Annotated in this window: 12 protein-coding genes; 9 read left to right on the top strand and 3 right to left on the bottom strand. The window is 53.5% G+C overall.

All coding sequences use genetic code 11. The features are described from left to right. The first annotated feature begins 265 nt into the window (after window positions 1–265). The 9 genes from OSB_RS08410 to uvrA all read left to right on the top strand — a co-directional run bounded on the left by OSB_RS08410 (window position 266) and on the right by uvrA (window position 13,373). Window positions 266–1,639, top strand: a complete 1,374-nt coding sequence (locus OSB_RS08410) for an aspartate aminotransferase family protein (protein WP_049834569.1) — start codon at window positions 266–268, stop codon at window positions 1,637–1,639. Then, complete coding sequence (locus OSB_RS08405) at window positions 1,636–2,817, top strand: M24 family metallopeptidase (RefSeq protein WP_049834568.1); 1,182 nt, start codon at window positions 1,636–1,638, stop codon at window positions 2,815–2,817. The genes OSB_RS08410 and OSB_RS08405 overlap by 4 nt, the downstream gene beginning before the upstream one ends. A gap of 4 nt (window positions 2,818–2,821) precedes the next feature. Next, window positions 2,822–3,976 (top strand): acetylornithine deacetylase, encoded by a 1,155-nt coding sequence (gene argE / locus OSB_RS08400; protein WP_049834567.1) that lies wholly within the window; start codon window positions 2,822–2,824, stop codon window positions 3,974–3,976. Window positions 3,977–4,173: 197 nt separating this feature from the next. Next, on the top strand, window positions 4,174–5,445 hold the full coding sequence (locus tag OSB_RS08395) for an MFS transporter (protein WP_049834566.1): 1,272 nt from the start codon (window positions 4,174–4,176) through the stop codon (window positions 5,443–5,445). Window positions 5,446–5,527: 82 nt separating this feature from the next. Beyond that, window positions 5,528–6,115 carry a DUF924 family protein gene (locus OSB_RS08390; protein ID WP_049834565.1) on the top strand — a complete coding sequence of 196 codons (588 nt, stop codon included), beginning with the start codon at window positions 5,528–5,530 and terminating at the stop codon, window positions 6,113–6,115. 64 nt (window positions 6,116–6,179) lie between these two features. Further along, window positions 6,180–7,724: a diguanylate cyclase gene (locus OSB_RS08385; RefSeq protein ID WP_074202211.1), complete on the top strand. Its 1,545-nt coding sequence runs from the start codon at window positions 6,180–6,182 to the stop codon at window positions 7,722–7,724. 94 nt (window positions 7,725–7,818) lie between these two features. Beyond that, entirely contained in the window at window positions 7,819–9,192 is a 1,374-nt protein-coding gene (gene lpdA, locus OSB_RS08380; protein WP_049836100.1) for a dihydrolipoyl dehydrogenase, read from the top strand. A gap of 92 nt (window positions 9,193–9,284) precedes the next feature. Then, window positions 9,285–10,415, top strand: coding sequence for an MFS transporter (locus OSB_RS08375; protein ID WP_049834564.1), 1,131 nt, complete (start codon window positions 9,285–9,287; stop codon window positions 10,413–10,415). A 96-nt stretch (window positions 10,416–10,511) separates the two neighbouring features. Beyond that, window positions 10,512–13,373 (top strand): excinuclease ABC subunit UvrA, encoded by a 2,862-nt coding sequence (uvrA, locus tag OSB_RS08370; protein WP_049834563.1) that lies wholly within the window; start codon window positions 10,512–10,514, stop codon window positions 13,371–13,373. A 15-nt stretch (window positions 13,374–13,388) separates the two neighbouring features. On the opposite strand, the gene OSB_RS08365 is transcribed toward uvrA, so the two are convergent. The 3 genes from OSB_RS08365 to OSB_RS08355 all read right to left on the bottom strand — a co-directional run bounded on the left by OSB_RS08365 (window position 13,389) and on the right by OSB_RS08355 (window position 14,889). Then, window positions 13,389–13,928 (bottom strand): L,D-transpeptidase, encoded by a 540-nt coding sequence (locus OSB_RS08365; RefSeq protein ID WP_049834562.1) that lies wholly within the window; start codon window positions 13,926–13,928, stop codon window positions 13,389–13,391. Window positions 13,929–14,016: 88 nt separating this feature from the next. Next, entirely contained in the window at window positions 14,017–14,352 is a 336-nt protein-coding gene (locus tag OSB_RS08360; protein WP_049834561.1) for a cupredoxin domain-containing protein, read from the bottom strand. A 117-nt stretch (window positions 14,353–14,469) separates the two neighbouring features. Continuing rightward, the gene (locus OSB_RS08355) at window positions 14,470–14,889 is read right to left on the bottom strand and encodes a hypothetical protein (protein ID WP_049834560.1); all 420 of its coding nucleotides are present in this window, start codon (window positions 14,887–14,889) and stop codon (window positions 14,470–14,472) included. Between the last annotated feature and the right edge of the window lie 35 nt (window positions 14,890–14,924).

Genomic DNA, 14,924 nt, shown 5'->3' with positions numbered 1-14,924 from the left:
GAAAGACCGCTTTCGGCCCAAATTGACCAAAGTCACGAAGTTAACTAGCGGCCAGATTTCCTCTGCAAATGCTGTTCATCCAGTCTGGCAATTTGGGATCAGGTCAAATAGGCTTTGTTCATCTCAGCAATAAAGGCATTGTGCGCTGCTGCTTGAGTGAGCGGAGCTTCCCGCCCTTAATAAGGCCGATTGACGGTCTTGTTGCGCGCAAACGGCTCCCTTGATGTAACTTAGGCCCCATGCGGTCTGAACAAGGAGGCACACAATGCTGCATAATGATAAACTTGAACAATGGGATCGAGAATCTTTCTTTCACCCGTCGACACATCTGGCGGAGTTCGCGCGCGGAAATGTTGCCCAACGCGTGATCACAGGCGGAACTGACTCACATATTGAGGATCGCGACGGCAATCGAATGCTGGATGCTTTTGCAGGACTATACTGTGTAAATGTCGGTTATGGTCGCACTGAAATCGCGGAGGCAATTGCCGAACAAGCTCGTGAATTGGCGTATTATCATTCCTATGTCGGGCATGGCACCGAGGCGTCGATCACATTAGCAAAAATGGTGATGGATCGCGCACCGGATCATATGTCAAAGGTGTATTTCGGGATGTCCGGTTCGGACGCGAACGAGACCAACATCAAGTTGATCTGGTACTACAACAATATTCTGGGACGTCCTGAGAAGAAAAAGATCATTTCGCGCTGGCGTGGTTATCATGGTTCGGGCCTTATGACGGGCTCTCTCACGGGGCTCGAACTATTCCATAAGAAATTTGATTTGCCGTTGGCACAGGTGCTGCATACCGAAGCTCCGGACTATTTTCGCCGTGCCAATTTGGGACAGACAGAGCCGCAATTCGTTCAACATTGCGTGGCCGAACTTGAGGCAATGATCGCGCGTGAAGGTGCGGGTACGATCGCTGCATTCATCGGTGAGCCGTTGTTGGGAACCGGTGGGATCGTACCGCCGCCCGAGGGCTATTGGCCTGCAATACAAGCAGTTTTAGATAAGCATGATATTTTGCTGATCGCAGACGAGGTCGTTACAGGATTTGGTCGCCTTGGTAGTATGTTCGGGTCCGAACACTACGGTATGAAGCCGGATTTGATCACCATCGCAAAGGGTCTCACGTCTGCCTATGCGCCGCTGTCTGGCTCTATCGTATCCGACAAAATGTGGCGTGTACTGGAACAGGGGACGGACGAGAACGGACCGATTGGGCATGGTTGGACGTATTCTGCGCACCCGATTGGGGCGGCTGCAGGCGTGGCGAATCTTCAACTGATTGACACACTTGGTTTGATTGAAAACGCTGGTACGGTCGGCGGCGGTTTGAACTCAAAGATGCGGGCGGCGTTGACGGATCATCCACAGGTAGGCGACGTGCGCGGCGAGGGAATGATCTGCGCGGTTGAGTTCGTCAAAGACAAGTCAGACCGCGTTTTTTACGATGCTGCCGACAAGATCGGCCCGCAGATAGCCGCCAAGTTGCTGGAGCAGAGCAGCATCATCGCGCGGGCTATGCCGCAGGGCGATATCCTCGGGTTCGCACCACCGTTTTGTTTGACAGAACGAGAGGCGGACCAGATCGTCGACGCAACGGCAAGCGCTGTGAAAGCAGTTCTAGGATGACTGGCCACGCGCCCTTCAGTGCGGCTGAGTACGACCGTCGACTGACACTGACCCGTAAAGCCATGCAAAAGGCAGGTCTTGATGCGGTCTTTATCACCGATCCCTCTAATCAGGCGTGGCTTACTGGCTATGATGGTTGGTCATTTTACGTCCATCAAGGGGTGATCGTTACCCAATCGGGAGAACCGATCTGGTGGGGCCGTAACATGGACAAGTTTGGGGGGCGACGCACCTGTTGGATGGGGCACGACAACATTCTTGGCTATGGCGACCACTACGTCCAGTCGAGCGAAGTCCACCCCATGCAGGACCTTGCCGATGTCATAAAATCGCGCGGTTTGGAAAAAGCCCATATCGGCGTCGAGATGGAGAACTACTATTATTCAGCCAAGGCCCATGAAGTTCTAAAAACTTGTCTTCCAGACGCACGATTGGCTGACGCCACGGGGTTGGTTAATTGGCAACGTCTGATCAAGTCTGAAGATGAGATTGACTTTATAAGCAAGGCGTCAGGTATCACTGACAAGGTAATGCAGGTCGCACTCGAGCGTGCAGAACCCGGAATGCGCAAAAACGACCTTGTCGCGGATATAATGCATGCTGGAATTACGGGGGTCGGTGACGATTGGGGGGACTATCCGGCCATTGTTCCGCTGACCCCTTCAGGCCTTGACGCGACCGCGGCGCATCTAACATGGAACGGCGATAAGTTGCGTGAGGGTGAAGCCACATTTTTTGAGTTGTCGGGGTGCTACCGCCGCTATCACGCGCCTTTGTGCCGGACAATTCATCTTGGCACGCCGCCTGACGAGATGAAGAGGGCAGAAATCGCCCAACTTGAGGGAATTTCCGCGGGATTGGATGCCGCCCGTGCAGGTAACCTCACCTGTGATATCGCGAATGCCTTTATGGCCGTTATGGCAAAACACGGCATCGAACGTCAGGGGCGTATGGGTTACCCGATCGGCCTCAGCTATCCGCCTGACTGGGGTGAGCGTTCGGCCTCTATTCGTTCAGAAGATCAAACCGTTCTTCAAGCGGGTATGGTGTTTCATTTTATGCCTGCCCTCTGGATGGACACATGGGGACTTGAAACAACCGAAACGATCCTCATTACCGAAAATGGTTCCGCTAAGCCGCTGAGCAATGTCGAGCGTAAATTGTTTGTGAAAGGCTAGGGATGTGCTGCAGACCACCAAAGACATTCTTGCGGACCTGATCGCGTTCCCAACAATCTCGTCGGACAGCAATCTGGAAATGATCGCCTATCTCGCAACGAGGTTGGAAGACTGCGGCGCAGAGGTTCAACTATTCACTGATCCTAGTGGCACGAAGGCAAATCTTTTTGCGACGCTTGGGCCAAAAAAGGACGGGGGGATCGTCCTTTCCGGTCATTGCGATGTGGTTCCGGTAGCCGACCAAAACTGGGAGAGCGATCCATTTACGATGGTTGAACGCGATGGCCGCCTTTACGGACGCGGCAGTTGCGACATGAAAGGGTTCATCGCGTCAACTATTGCGATGGCTCCGACATTTGCAAAATCCGTGAACGACCGAGCGCTGCATTTCGCCTTTACCTATGACGAAGAAGTCGGGTGCATCGGAGCCGCCCACCTTGCGCAATCATTTAGCGATTTGGGTGTCCGTCCAAGTGTTGCAATCATCGGTGAACCAACCGAAATGCGGATCATTGAAGGCCACAAAGGGTGTTATGAATACACGACAAGGTTTCAAGGATTGGAAGGCCATGGTTCTGCGCCTGATTTGGGCGTAAACGCGGTTGAATACGCCGCCCGTTACGTCACCTATTTACTGGACCTGAAAGAACAGTTGCGCGACATGTCCCCACCTGAGAGCGCATTTGAACCGCCTTGGACCACCGTAAACTTGGGCGCAATACACGGCGGATCCGTGCACAACGTAATCGCGCCCAAGGCACAAATTGATTGGGAAATGCGGCCTGTGCAGCAATCAGACGCAGTTTTCATCAAATCGCGTCTTCACGCATATTGCCATGACGTGCTTTTGCCGAAAATGCAGGTCATTTACCCTGAGGCCTCTATTGAAACGCAGATTGTTGGCGAAGTAGAGGGGTTGGTCCCAACTTTGGAAAACGAAGCAAAACAGATCGTGTCAGAGCTGACGGGTACCCAAGATGCGCATTTGGTGCCTTTCGGAACAGAGGGCGGACTCTTTCAGGGTCTTGGGATGGACGTCGTCATTTGCGGCCCGGGCTCTATTGAACAAGCACATAAAGCTGACGAGTTTGTCACGGTTGACCAGTTGGAGCGTTGCACCGCAATGCTATCAAAACTCTCCCAAAAATTGGCTTCTTAGCAATCGAGTTGCTTACAAGGTGCCATTGGCCACCGCATCGATGTGGCGCTTATTCCGCAGGGCAGACATTCATCACCAAGCTGCTTAACATCATTTAGTTCGATTCCGTCACTCACGTGTCGCTCTTATGTTCGACCAATGCGAAGATCGGCCTCAAATGGGGGCGAGTGGTAAATTTTCGTCTGAAAGGGCGCGTGATGTTTAAGGTATTTATCTCTTCTTGGGCGCTGTTTCTTGGCATGTTCATGCTGATGGTTGGCAACGGTTTGCAGGGCACCTTGTTGGGTGTTCGCGGCGGCATTGAGAATTTCTCGACGTTCGAGATGTCGATCGTTATGTCGGCCTACTTTGTTGGCTTCCTAGGTGGGTCGCGCCTTGCGCCTGAGATGATCCGCCGTGTTGGGCATGTGCGGGTGTTTGCGGCGCTTGGCTCCACGATTTCGGCCGTGTTGATCTTGTACCCCGTCCTGCCCGAAGTTTGGGCGTGGACGATGGGGCGCATCGTTATCGGGTTCTGTTTCTCGGGCGTGTATGTGACCGCTGAAAGCTGGCTGAACAATTCAGCGACCAATGAAACCCGTGGGCAGTCGCTCAGCATCTATATGCTGGCGCAGATGTCGGGGATCGTTTTGGCGCAAGGCATCCTAAGCGTCGGGGACGTGAGCGGGTATACGTTGTTCATCATCCCGTCGGTCCTCGTGTCTTTGGCGTTTGCCCCGATTTTGTTGTCCGTTGTGCCAACACCGTCGTTTGAAACAACGCGGCCTATGAAGATCAAGGACCTTGTCCAGACGTCACCATTGGCGTCTGTCGGGATGTTTCTGCTTGGCGGTGTGTTTGCGGCGCAGTTCGGTATGACGGCCGTTTATGGCACCCAAGCGGGTCTGAGTGTTGGACAGATTTCGCTATTGGTGTCGCTGATCTATATCGCGGCATTGGTTGCGCAATATCCGATTGGTTGGGTGTCAGACAGGATGGATCGCCGCACGCTGATTATTGGTCTTGCGGCATTGGGTGGGGCAGGTGCGGTGCTGGCCGCGATGTCGGGCGGGGATTTCTACATTATCCTGATTGGTGCCGCCATTGTCGGGGGGACGTCTAATCCGCTTTATGCGCTCTATATTGCCTACGCGAACGACTTTCTTGAACACGAAGACATGGCCGCTGCGTCCGCTGGATTTATCTTTATCAACGGGGTCGGGGCGATCTCTGGTCCGATTTTGTTGGGGTTTGTCATGGGACAATTCGGGGAAGCAGCGTTCTGGGTCGTTGTCGCCGTGTTGATGTCAGCCATGGCGCTTTATGGGGTTGTGCGTGTTCTGCAACGCCCAAGCGAAACCTCAATCGACGATCAGGTGTCCTACACGCCTGTGATGGCCAACGCGTCACCGGTCGCTATGGAATTGGCGCAAGAAATTTATATCGATGCAGAACTGGATGAACAGGAGGCCGAGGAAGAACCTTCCTAATGGTTGCCAGATTTAACGGTTTCTGCAAACTTTGGCTTTAAGGGTCGGTGTAAGGCTCGGATAACGATTGAAAGGGTTGGCTATGGTCACGCCTGAGCAGGTATTGTCGTATTGGGTCGATGAGGTCGGGCCGAAGGGGTGGTATGTCGCCACCGATGAATTGGACGCGCAAGTTCGTGAGAATTTTTTGTCCACTTGGCAAGACGCGCAGGCAGGTGCATGCGGCCTTTGGCTTACCTCACCTGTAGGCACGCTAGGGTACATCGTTCTAACAGATCAATTTCCACGCAATATGTTTCGCGGACATGAAGACAGTTTTGCGACAGACAAAAGCGCGCGTGCGGCGGCGAAAATTGCCATTGAACGCGATTGGGACCTTCGCATTCCTGAACCGGTCCGCCAGTTCTTTTACATGCCTCTCATGCATTCTGAAAACCTGATCGATCAGGATCGATGCGTGCGCTTGATGAAGACACGTTTACCAGAAAGCGGTGCAGATAACCTGCGCCACGCCCGCGCGCACCGTTTGGTTATTCGCCAATTCGGCCGCTTCCCGTTTCGGAATGAAGCGTTGGGGCGCACTCCAACCGCAGCCGAGACTGCATGGATTTCTGAGGGTGGTTACGGTGCTGCGTTGCGGGCTGTCGATGAACTGGCGCCTGCAAGCTAGGGCCGCTTAACCGGATCGTAAGTGTTGGGAAGATAGGGTCGCCGTGGATAAGCGGGGCTCTCGAATGACGAAATCTGAAGCGATTGACGACGGTGAGCTGGTTTCCCAGTCCCTTTCATGGCGCGATAGCCAAGAGACGGATGATGCTGGCCTGATGCTGGCAACCCAAATCATGAACGTGATGGAGCAGGGGATCATCCTTTGGTCGGCGGATGGCACCTGCGAGTTACACAACACCCGCATTTACGAGGTTCTTGAACTTGAACGCTCTGCCCTTGGAATTGGCACGAACCGGGATGAGTTTTTGGCGGCCGCGGTGCCTCGCGGGGAGTATACGGATGAAAAGCTGGCCGAAATGCGCAAGCATTCCAACACCCGAATCGCGTATCAATATGATCGGAAACTCCCATCGGGTGATGTGGTGGAATGTCATGCGCGACCCACGCGCGAAGGTGGGTATGTGGTCACCTGTACCAACGTCACCGAAGCACGACAGGCTGCACGCGAACTTGCGGCGGCGAAAAAGGCCGCTGAAGATGCGGAAAGTAAATCGAGCTTAATTCTCCAAGAGGAGCGTGCGCGTCGCGCCGAAGCACGCACCCTGTCAGATCTGGATGAATGGTTGCAGTCGTGCAAATCGCTGGATGAGCTGTTTCAAATTGTTGCAAAATTTATGGGTTATCTTCTGCCGGACAGTTACGGCGAATTGTACCTTTATTCCAATTCACGCGATGTTCTGGATGGCGCGTGTGAGTGGGGGCAGGAAGATGCCATCAACGCCCACATCACGCCGGATTCATGTTGGTCTTTGCGGCGTGGTCGCGTTTATGAGCACAATCCAGACGCGCTATGTTTCCCGTGCGATCACCTATCCGAGCAATCCAAAGCAACATTATGCGACTATATTTGCATCCCTATCATCGCGCATGGGGATACGGTTGGGCTTTTGCACATCAACTTTAAAGCTGGGATGTCGCGTGCTGAAATCAAGTCCTTGGGTCGGTTTGCAGCACGTTGTGGTGAGCATATCTCAATGGCGATTGCCAATGTGAAACTTCGGGATGAGCTGCATGACCAATCCATCCGCGATCCGCTGACGGGCTTGTATAATCGTCGCTACTTTATGGACGCGATGCGCCGTGAAACGTCAGTCGCGGATCGTGGCGGAAAGGGATTTAGCCTGATCTCATTGGATGCGGATAAGTTCAAAACGTTTAACGACAACCATGGGCACGAAGCAGGGGACCTGGTTCTACGTGCGCTTGCCGAATGTATGTTGGCGGTTTTGCCCAGTAGTGCGGTTTGCGCCCGTGTCGGAGGGGAAGAATTCGCAGTCCTTTTACCACAATGCATTGAGAATGAGGCGATGCAACAAGCCGAAGCCCTTCGGTCCAGCGTTTCGGAAATCGAAGTGCGCACGGCGTTTGGCTTACTCCCACGCGTTACGATTTCTTCGGGCGTTGCAGCCTATTGTGGCGACTCGACCGCGCCAAGTGTGGTGATGAAACGCGCGGATGAGGCTCTTTATGCCGCAAAATCTGACGGGCGAAACTGCGTGAGGCTTGCAAAAACAGGCACTCGCGAAGCTGTGACACCTGTGCATAGCTGAATTGACGTTCGGTCACTGGTTCTAATTTGAAAAGTAGTTTAATGCTAAACTATATTCGGATGAGGAGGATCCCAGCGTGGCTCAAAACTTTGATATGATCGTAATTGGTGCGGGGCCTGGTGGCTATGTGGCGGCAATTCGTGGCGCACAACTAGGCCTGAAGGTTTGTGTGGTTGAACGCGAAAATCTGGGAGGCATTTGTCTGAACTGGGGGTGTATCCCGACGAAGGCATTGCTGCGATCGTCCGAAGTTTTCCACCTAATGGAACGGGCTAAGGAATTTGGCCTATCCGCGGAAAAGATCGACTATGATCTGCCTGCCGTTGTGAAACGCTCACGCGGTGTTGCCAAGCAAATGGAAGGCGGCATTCGCGGCTTGTTCAAAAAGAACAAGGTGACGGTCGTCATGGGCGAGGCCAAGATTGCTGGCAAAGGCAAGGTCAGCGTTAAGACGGACAAAGGCACTGAAGAACTGACTGCTAAGAATATCATCATTGCGACAGGTGCGCGTGCGCGTGAACTGCCTGGCCTTGAAGCGGATGGCGATTTGGTTTGGACATATAGGGCCGCACTTGATCCTGTGCGTATGCCGAAGAAATTGCTGGTGATCGGTTCTGGTGCGATTGGCATTGAATTTGCCAGCTTTTACAACACATTGGGCGCGGATACGACCGTTGTCGAAGTTATGGACCGCGTGTTGCCTGTGGAAGACGAAGACATTTCCAAATTCGCCAAAAAGCAGTTTGTGAAACAGGGCATGAAGATCATGGAAAAAGCCATGGTTAAACAGTTGGACCGCGGCAAAGGCAAAGTTACCGCACACATCGAGGTTGGCGGTAAGATCGAGAAGCAAGAGTTCGACACCGTGATTTCAGCTGTTGGCATCGTTGGCAATGTTGAAGGTCTTGGCCTTGAAGAGGCCGGCGTGAAGATTGATCGCACGCACGTTGTGACTGATGAATTCTGCCGCACTGGCGTTGAAGGGGTTTATGCCATCGGCGATATCGCGGGCGCGCCTTGGTTGGCGCATAAAGCATCCCACGAAGGTGTAATGGTCGCTGACTTGATCGCAGGTAAATCCGCGCATCCGGTAAAGCCAGAAAGCATCGCGGGTTGCACATATTGTCACCCACAGGTCGCGAGCGTTGGCTACACCGAGGCGAAAGCCAAAGAGCTTGGGTACAAGGTCAAAGTAGGTCGTTTCCCGTTTATCGGTAACGGCAAGGCCGTCGCCTTGGGCGAACCTGAAGGCTTGGTCAAAACCATCTTTGACGAGAAGACGGGTGAATTGCTCGGGGCGCATATGGTTGGCGCAGAAGTCACCGAGCTGATCCAAGGCTATGTTATTGGACGTAAATTAGAGACAACGGAAGAAGACCTTATGGAAACGGTCTTCCCGCATCCGACCCTGTCAGAGATGATGCACGAAAGCGTTTTGGACGCTTACGGCCGCGTCATTCACATGTAACGCTGACGTTTTTGAAGACTGAAAAGGGCGCCCGATTGTGGCGCTCTTTTTCGTGGGTTGTCCCTGATGCGAGGGGGGCGTAGCCATCACATATGGAAACGCAACGCACCAATTGGGCGCTTATCGGGCTGCTCTGGACGACCGGCCTTTTGGCAGCGGCACAGTTCGCAAAGCTGACGCTGACGCTTGATGGATTTCAAGCAGCCTACCAAAACCATCCTGCGCCATTGGCGGTGTCTGGCGTTGCCGTTGTTGGTATTTTGGGTGGCGCGGTTGCGGGTTTCTTTGTCGCTAAAATCGGCGCACGCCGCGCTGTGCTTTGGGCGGTTGCGATGTCCGCAGTGGTATCCTTGGTCCAAGGGCAAAAGATGCCGTTTGAGTGGTTCATGTGCACGCGGATCATTGAAGGGTTCGGGCATTTGCTGCTTGTCGTTGCGTTACCGACGATGATGGTCGCGTTGGCTAAACCAAGCGACAAGGCCGTCGTGATGGGTATTTGGGGAACGTTCTTTGGCGTTGGTTTTGCGTTATTGGCACTTGTTATCCCAGTGATCGAAGGCTGGGGCGGGCATTGGGCTGTGTACCGCGCCCACGGGGTTTTGCTGGCGTTGATGTTCCCAATTGTCTGGTTTGTTCTGCCAAAGGTCATGGCGGCTGGTTCCGCGATGCCCAATATATTCGCGCTGCACCGCACAATCTACACCAACCCGCGCTATTTCGCACCGGGGCTGGGACATGGGATTTACACGTCAATCTTCATCGCGTTGGTTGCGTTCTTGCCGGGCACTTTGGGCGCTGCATGGCTGACGCCGGTTCTGCCACTGGCGAACCTTTCAGGTACTTTTGCTGCAGGGTTCATTGCCAAACGGGTGCCCGCATCAAAGCTTTCGATCTATGGGTTTTCTGCTGGAGTTGTTTTGTTTGCACTGATGGCGTTGACGGGATCGATCATCGTGACGTTGGTGGCGTTGTTTATCACAGGGCTTACAGCAGGCGCGAATTTCGCGGCCGTACCCGAGTTGAACGATGCGCCAGAAGACCAAGCGCGGGCGAATGGGTCTATGGCACAGATCGGGAATATGGGTACGTTTTGCGGCACGCCGATCTATGCGCTTGTCGCGGGAAATCTGTGGGGCATTGCAGGAATTAGCATCGTGATTTGCATCATGGGTGCGGTTTTTGCGGGGCTTGCGTATCGCGCCGCGCGAATGTCAGCAGAGTGAGGTTAACCCTTTCTTGTGTTCGCGGAATGTTCTAAATAGAGACTGGTTACCACATGCAACGGCACTATGTGGTGGTTTGAAATAGGGGGTCATGTCTTGGCTGAGTTGACGAACATCGAAGTGCGCGGCGCGCGGGAACATAACCTCAAGAACATCGACGTCGATATTCCGCGTGACAAACTTGTGGTGATTACAGGGCTTTCTGGCTCTGGGAAGTCCTCGCTTGCGTTTGATACGATCTATGCCGAAGGCCAGCGAAGATACGTGGAATCGCTGTCGGCCTATGCGCGTCAGTTCTTGGACATGATGGGCAAGCCGGACGTCGACCATATCTCTGGCCTTAGCCCTGCGATTTCGATTGAGCAGAAAACGACCAGCAAGAACCCGCGTTCGACCGTCGGTACTGTGACTGAAATTTACGACTACATGCGCTTGCTGTTCGCGCGTGTCGGCACGCCGTTTTCCCCGACGACGGGTTTGCCGATTGAAGCCCAGCAAGTACAAGACATGGTTGATCGCGTGATGGCGATGGAAGAGGGGACCCGCGGGTTCCTGTTGGCCCCCATCGTGCGGGACCGTAAAGGTGAATATCGCAAAGAATTCTTGGAGTTACGTAAGCAGGGTTTCCAGCGAGTCAAAGTTGACGGCGAATTCTATGAACTGGATGAGCCGCCCACGTTGGACAAGAAATTCCGCCATGACATAGACGTGGTCGTTGACCGGATCGTTGTGCGTGAAGGGTTGGAAACGCGGCTGGCGGATAGTTTCCGCACGGCGCTCGATTTGGCGGATGGCATTACCATTTTGGAAACTGCGCCCAAGGAAGGCGATCCTGAGCGTATAACTTTTTCCGAGAATTTCTCATGTCCAGTATCTGGTTTCACCATTCCTGAGATTGAGCCGCGTTTGTTCTCGTTCAACGCGCCGTTTGGGGCGTGTCCAGAATGTGATGGTTTAGGTGTTGAGCTGTTTTTCGATGAATCGCTCGTCGTGCCAGACAAGACGTTAAAGGTTTATGACGGGGCGCTGGCGCCGTGGCGTAAGGGTAAAAGCCCGTATTTCCTGCAAACGATCGAAGCCATCGCTAAGCACTATGATTTCGACAAGAATGAGCGTTGGAAAGACCTACCGGCCTTTGTTCAGCAGGTGTTTTTGCACGGGTCTGGCGATGAAGAGATCAAGTTCCGCTATGATGAAGGCGGTCGCGTATATGAGGTAAGCCGCGCGTTTGAAGGCGTGATCCCCAATATGGAACGTCGCTACCGCGAGACGGATTCCAACTGGATCCGCGAAGAATTTGAACGCTATCAGAACAATCGCTCATGCGGGGCATGTGGTGGGTACCGTCTGCGTGAAGAAGCATTGGCGGTGAAGATCGGCGGGCTGCATGTTGGTCAGGTCGTTCAGATGTCCATTAAGGAAGCGTTTGATTGGTGCCTGTCTGTGCCAGATGCGCTGACGAAACAGAAAAACGAGATCGCCGTCGCGATTTTGAAGGAAATCCGCGAACGCCTTGGATTCTTGAACAATGTGGGTCTTGAATACCTTACGTTGTCGCGCAATTCCGGCACATTGTCGGGTGGTGAAAGCCAGCGCATTCGATTGGCTAGTCAGATTGGGTCTGGGTTGCAGGGCGTGCTTTATGTTCTTGATGAGCCATCGATTGGCCTGCACCAACGCGACAATGATCGCTTGCTGACCACGCTGAAAAACCTGCGTGATCAAGGGAATACGGTGATCGTGGTTGAACACGACGAAGAAGCCGTTCGCGAGGCCGACTATGTGTTCGACATTGGGCCAGGCGCGGGAGTGCATGGTGGTCAGGTTGTCGCCAAGGGCACGCCGGATGAGATTATTGCCAACCCTAACAGCATAACGGGCGATTATTTGGCCGGACGTCGCGAAATCGCCGTGCCAAAGGTGCGCCGTAAGGGGAAGAAGAAAAAGGTCAGCGTTAAAAAGGCGAGCGGGAATAACTTGCAAGCCATTGATGTGGATTTTCCATTGGGCAAGTTCGTTTGTGTGACGGGTGTGTCTGGCGGCGGTAAATCGACCCTGACGATTGAGACATTGTTTAAGACCGCGTCGATGAACCTGAACGGCGCGCGCCAAACGCCTGCGCCGTGCGAAACGATCAAGGGGCTTGAGCACCTTGATAAGGTCATCGACATTGACCAACGCCCAATTGGACGCACACCGCGGTCCAACCCTGCGACCTACACCGGCGCATTTACCCCGATCCGTGATTGGTTCGCCGGACTGCCCGAAGCCAAAGCGCGTGGGTATAAACCTGGCCGCTTCAGCTTCAACGTTAAGGGCGGGCGATGTGAGGCATGCCAAGGTGACGGTGTCATCAAGATTGAGATGCACTTCCTTCCGGACGTCTATGTCGAGTGTGAAACCTGTAAGGGCGCGCGCTATAACCGCGAGACTTTGGAAATTCGGTTCAAGGGTAAATCGATTGCCGATGTCTTGGACATGAACGTGGAAGAGGCGCAGGAGTTCTTTAAGGCCGTTCCAAGCATCCGCGACAAGATGGATGCGCTGATGCGTGTGGGCCTCGGCTACATCAAAGTTGGTCAACAGGCGACGACATTGTCGGGTGGTGAAGCGCAGCGCGTGAAGCTGTCCAAAGAACTCGCCAAACGGTCCACAGGTCGCACATTGTATATTTTGGACGAGCCAACCACGGGTTTGCACTTCGAAGATGTTCGAAAATTGCTAGAGGTGCTGCATGAGCTGGTCGAGCTTGGCAACACGGTCATCGTGATTGAACATAATTTGGACGTTGTGAAAACGGCCGACCACGTGATCGATATTGGCCCCGAGGGCGGCGACAAAGGCGGTACGGTGGTTGCTGTCGGCACACCGGAAGAGATCGCTGAAGTCGCGGAATCCTTTACAGGTCAGTACCTCAAAGAGATGCTGAAACCTAAGAAAGCGGTCGCTGCGGAATAAACGCAGCGACGTCTTTTACAGAAGGCGGACTTGGGTGCCGACCTGCACAACAGAGAAGAGTTCTGCGATGTGTTCGTTGTACAAGCCGATACAACCGGACGAACTTTGACGTCCGATCTTGCGGGTGTCGTGCGTGCCATGGATCAGATACGCGGGCCAATCAAGGTACATCGCGTGAGTGCCCAGTGGATTCCCAGCACCTGGTTCCATCATTTGGGGAAGGGACGGGTCACGTACCCGCATGGCAGCTGTTGGTGTCCATGTCGGTCCAACACGCTTGCGTACAATTTGCGAATACCCACGGCGTGTTAGGGCTTCGGTCATCGGAACGGAAGACGGGTACAAACGGTAGCTGCCGTCAGAACCCCAATAGTGCAGTGCGCGCGACGTGATGTCTGCGAGAATTGCACCGCGTCCAAGGGACTGGAAGTGGTCTTGCCAGTCTTGTGTAACGAAAGAAGATGCGTTGCGATCTGGCGCTTCTTGCGCGCGCACCAACATTGGTGTTGCCAGTGTCGCTGCTGCGCCGAGTATGAATGTACGTTTGCTTTGCATGATCTGCCCATCCGATGTTTGTCTTTTCTTCACACGGATGGGCTACAGGATCAAGCCACACAGATTCACACATGCGTGAAACCGTGTCTTATGAAACGGTTATAGTTCCGCGCATATTCGAATGCGGGCGGCAACGGTAGTTGAATGAACCCGCCGCATTGAAGGTCACGCTTGCGGAGTCACCGTTCGCCAGAAGACCGGTGTCAAACGTATCGCCGCTGTCGTCCCATGCGCTGTGACGTGGGCGATCTTCGTTGACCCAAGTCACTGTATCACCTGCAGAAATTGTCAGGTTTTCTGGTGTGAACGACATGTTCTTAATGGTGACGGTGTGGGTTGTTTGTGCTCGTGCTGTTGTTACCAGAACGGGCAGGGCTGCAAGGGTTGCGACGCCACGGAAGAGAAAATTACGGCGAGTTGTCATTTGGTTGATCCTTTCAAAGTTAATGGCTTCCACGTTTTGGAGCCCATATTGAGTAACGACAGGCGTGTTTAGAAAGTTTCATTAAGTTTGAAGTTTTTTCATGATGTTTGTGGTCGGCTAAGAAAGTGCCGCCATATGGGCGACAACATCAGGACGTGGCCAACCTAGAATGTCGAATGCCTGTTCTTGAGTCTGGGCTGTACGTATCAGGATCTTGCTGGATCCTTCCCACGGGTTTCGGGCCATTTCGGCCATTTCTTCGGGCGGACCAGGCGGGGCGTAAAACACGTTTAGCTGCTGGCCGACCTCGGGTGGGTAAATGTCCAAAAGTTTCGCCATGAATTTGAAAAACAGTGGATAATCAACTTCGTAGCTTGTGATCTTACTGAAATCAAAGAAATGGGTTTGCCCGGCAAGTGCCGCACCGCGGGGTGCAAACTGGGTCAGAGCCTCCATAATTTCGGCTGTTTTCACATGCCCATGGTACCGGATGTAAACCAGTGTCGGGTCCGTGAAGATTTCGAATTCTACTGGCATAATTACGTGCCCCAACCAAGATAACTCCTAGATGG

The sequence above is a fragment of the Octadecabacter temperatus genome, assembly GCF_001187845.1.
Classification (GTDB): Bacteria; Pseudomonadota; Alphaproteobacteria; order Rhodobacterales; family Rhodobacteraceae; genus Octadecabacter; species Octadecabacter temperatus.
The sequence above is the reverse complement of the archived record's forward strand: the minus strand, read 5'-3'. Positions and strand labels throughout refer to the sequence as shown.

Coding starts and splice junctions, on each gene's coding strand:
- OSB_RS08410 (WP_049834569.1), top strand. CDS start 266: ATGCTGCATAATGATAAACTTGAACAATGGGATCGAGAATCTTTCTTT.
- OSB_RS08405 (WP_049834568.1), top strand. CDS start 1,636: ATGACTGGCCACGCGCCCTTCAGTGCGGCTGAGTACGACCGTCGACTG.
- OSB_RS08395 (WP_049834566.1), top strand. CDS start 4,174: ATGTTTAAGGTATTTATCTCTTCTTGGGCGCTGTTTCTTGGCATGTTC.
- OSB_RS08390 (WP_049834565.1), top strand. CDS start 5,528: ATGGTCACGCCTGAGCAGGTATTGTCGTATTGGGTCGATGAGGTCGGG.
- OSB_RS08385 (WP_074202211.1), top strand. CDS start 6,180: ATGACGAAATCTGAAGCGATTGACGACGGTGAGCTGGTTTCCCAGTCC.
- lpdA (WP_049836100.1), top strand. CDS start 7,819: ATGATCGTAATTGGTGCGGGGCCTGGTGGCTATGTGGCGGCAATTCGT.
- OSB_RS08375 (WP_049834564.1), top strand. CDS start 9,285: ATGGAAACGCAACGCACCAATTGGGCGCTTATCGGGCTGCTCTGGACG.
- OSB_RS08365 (WP_049834562.1), bottom strand. CDS start 13,928: ATGCAAAGCAAACGTACATTCATACTCGGCGCAGCAGCGACACTGGCA.
- OSB_RS08360 (WP_049834561.1), bottom strand. CDS start 14,352: ATGACAACTCGCCGTAATTTTCTCTTCCGTGGCGTCGCAACCCTTGCA.
- OSB_RS08355 (WP_049834560.1), bottom strand. CDS start 14,889: ATGCCAGTAGAATTCGAAATCTTCACGGACCCGACACTGGTTTACATC.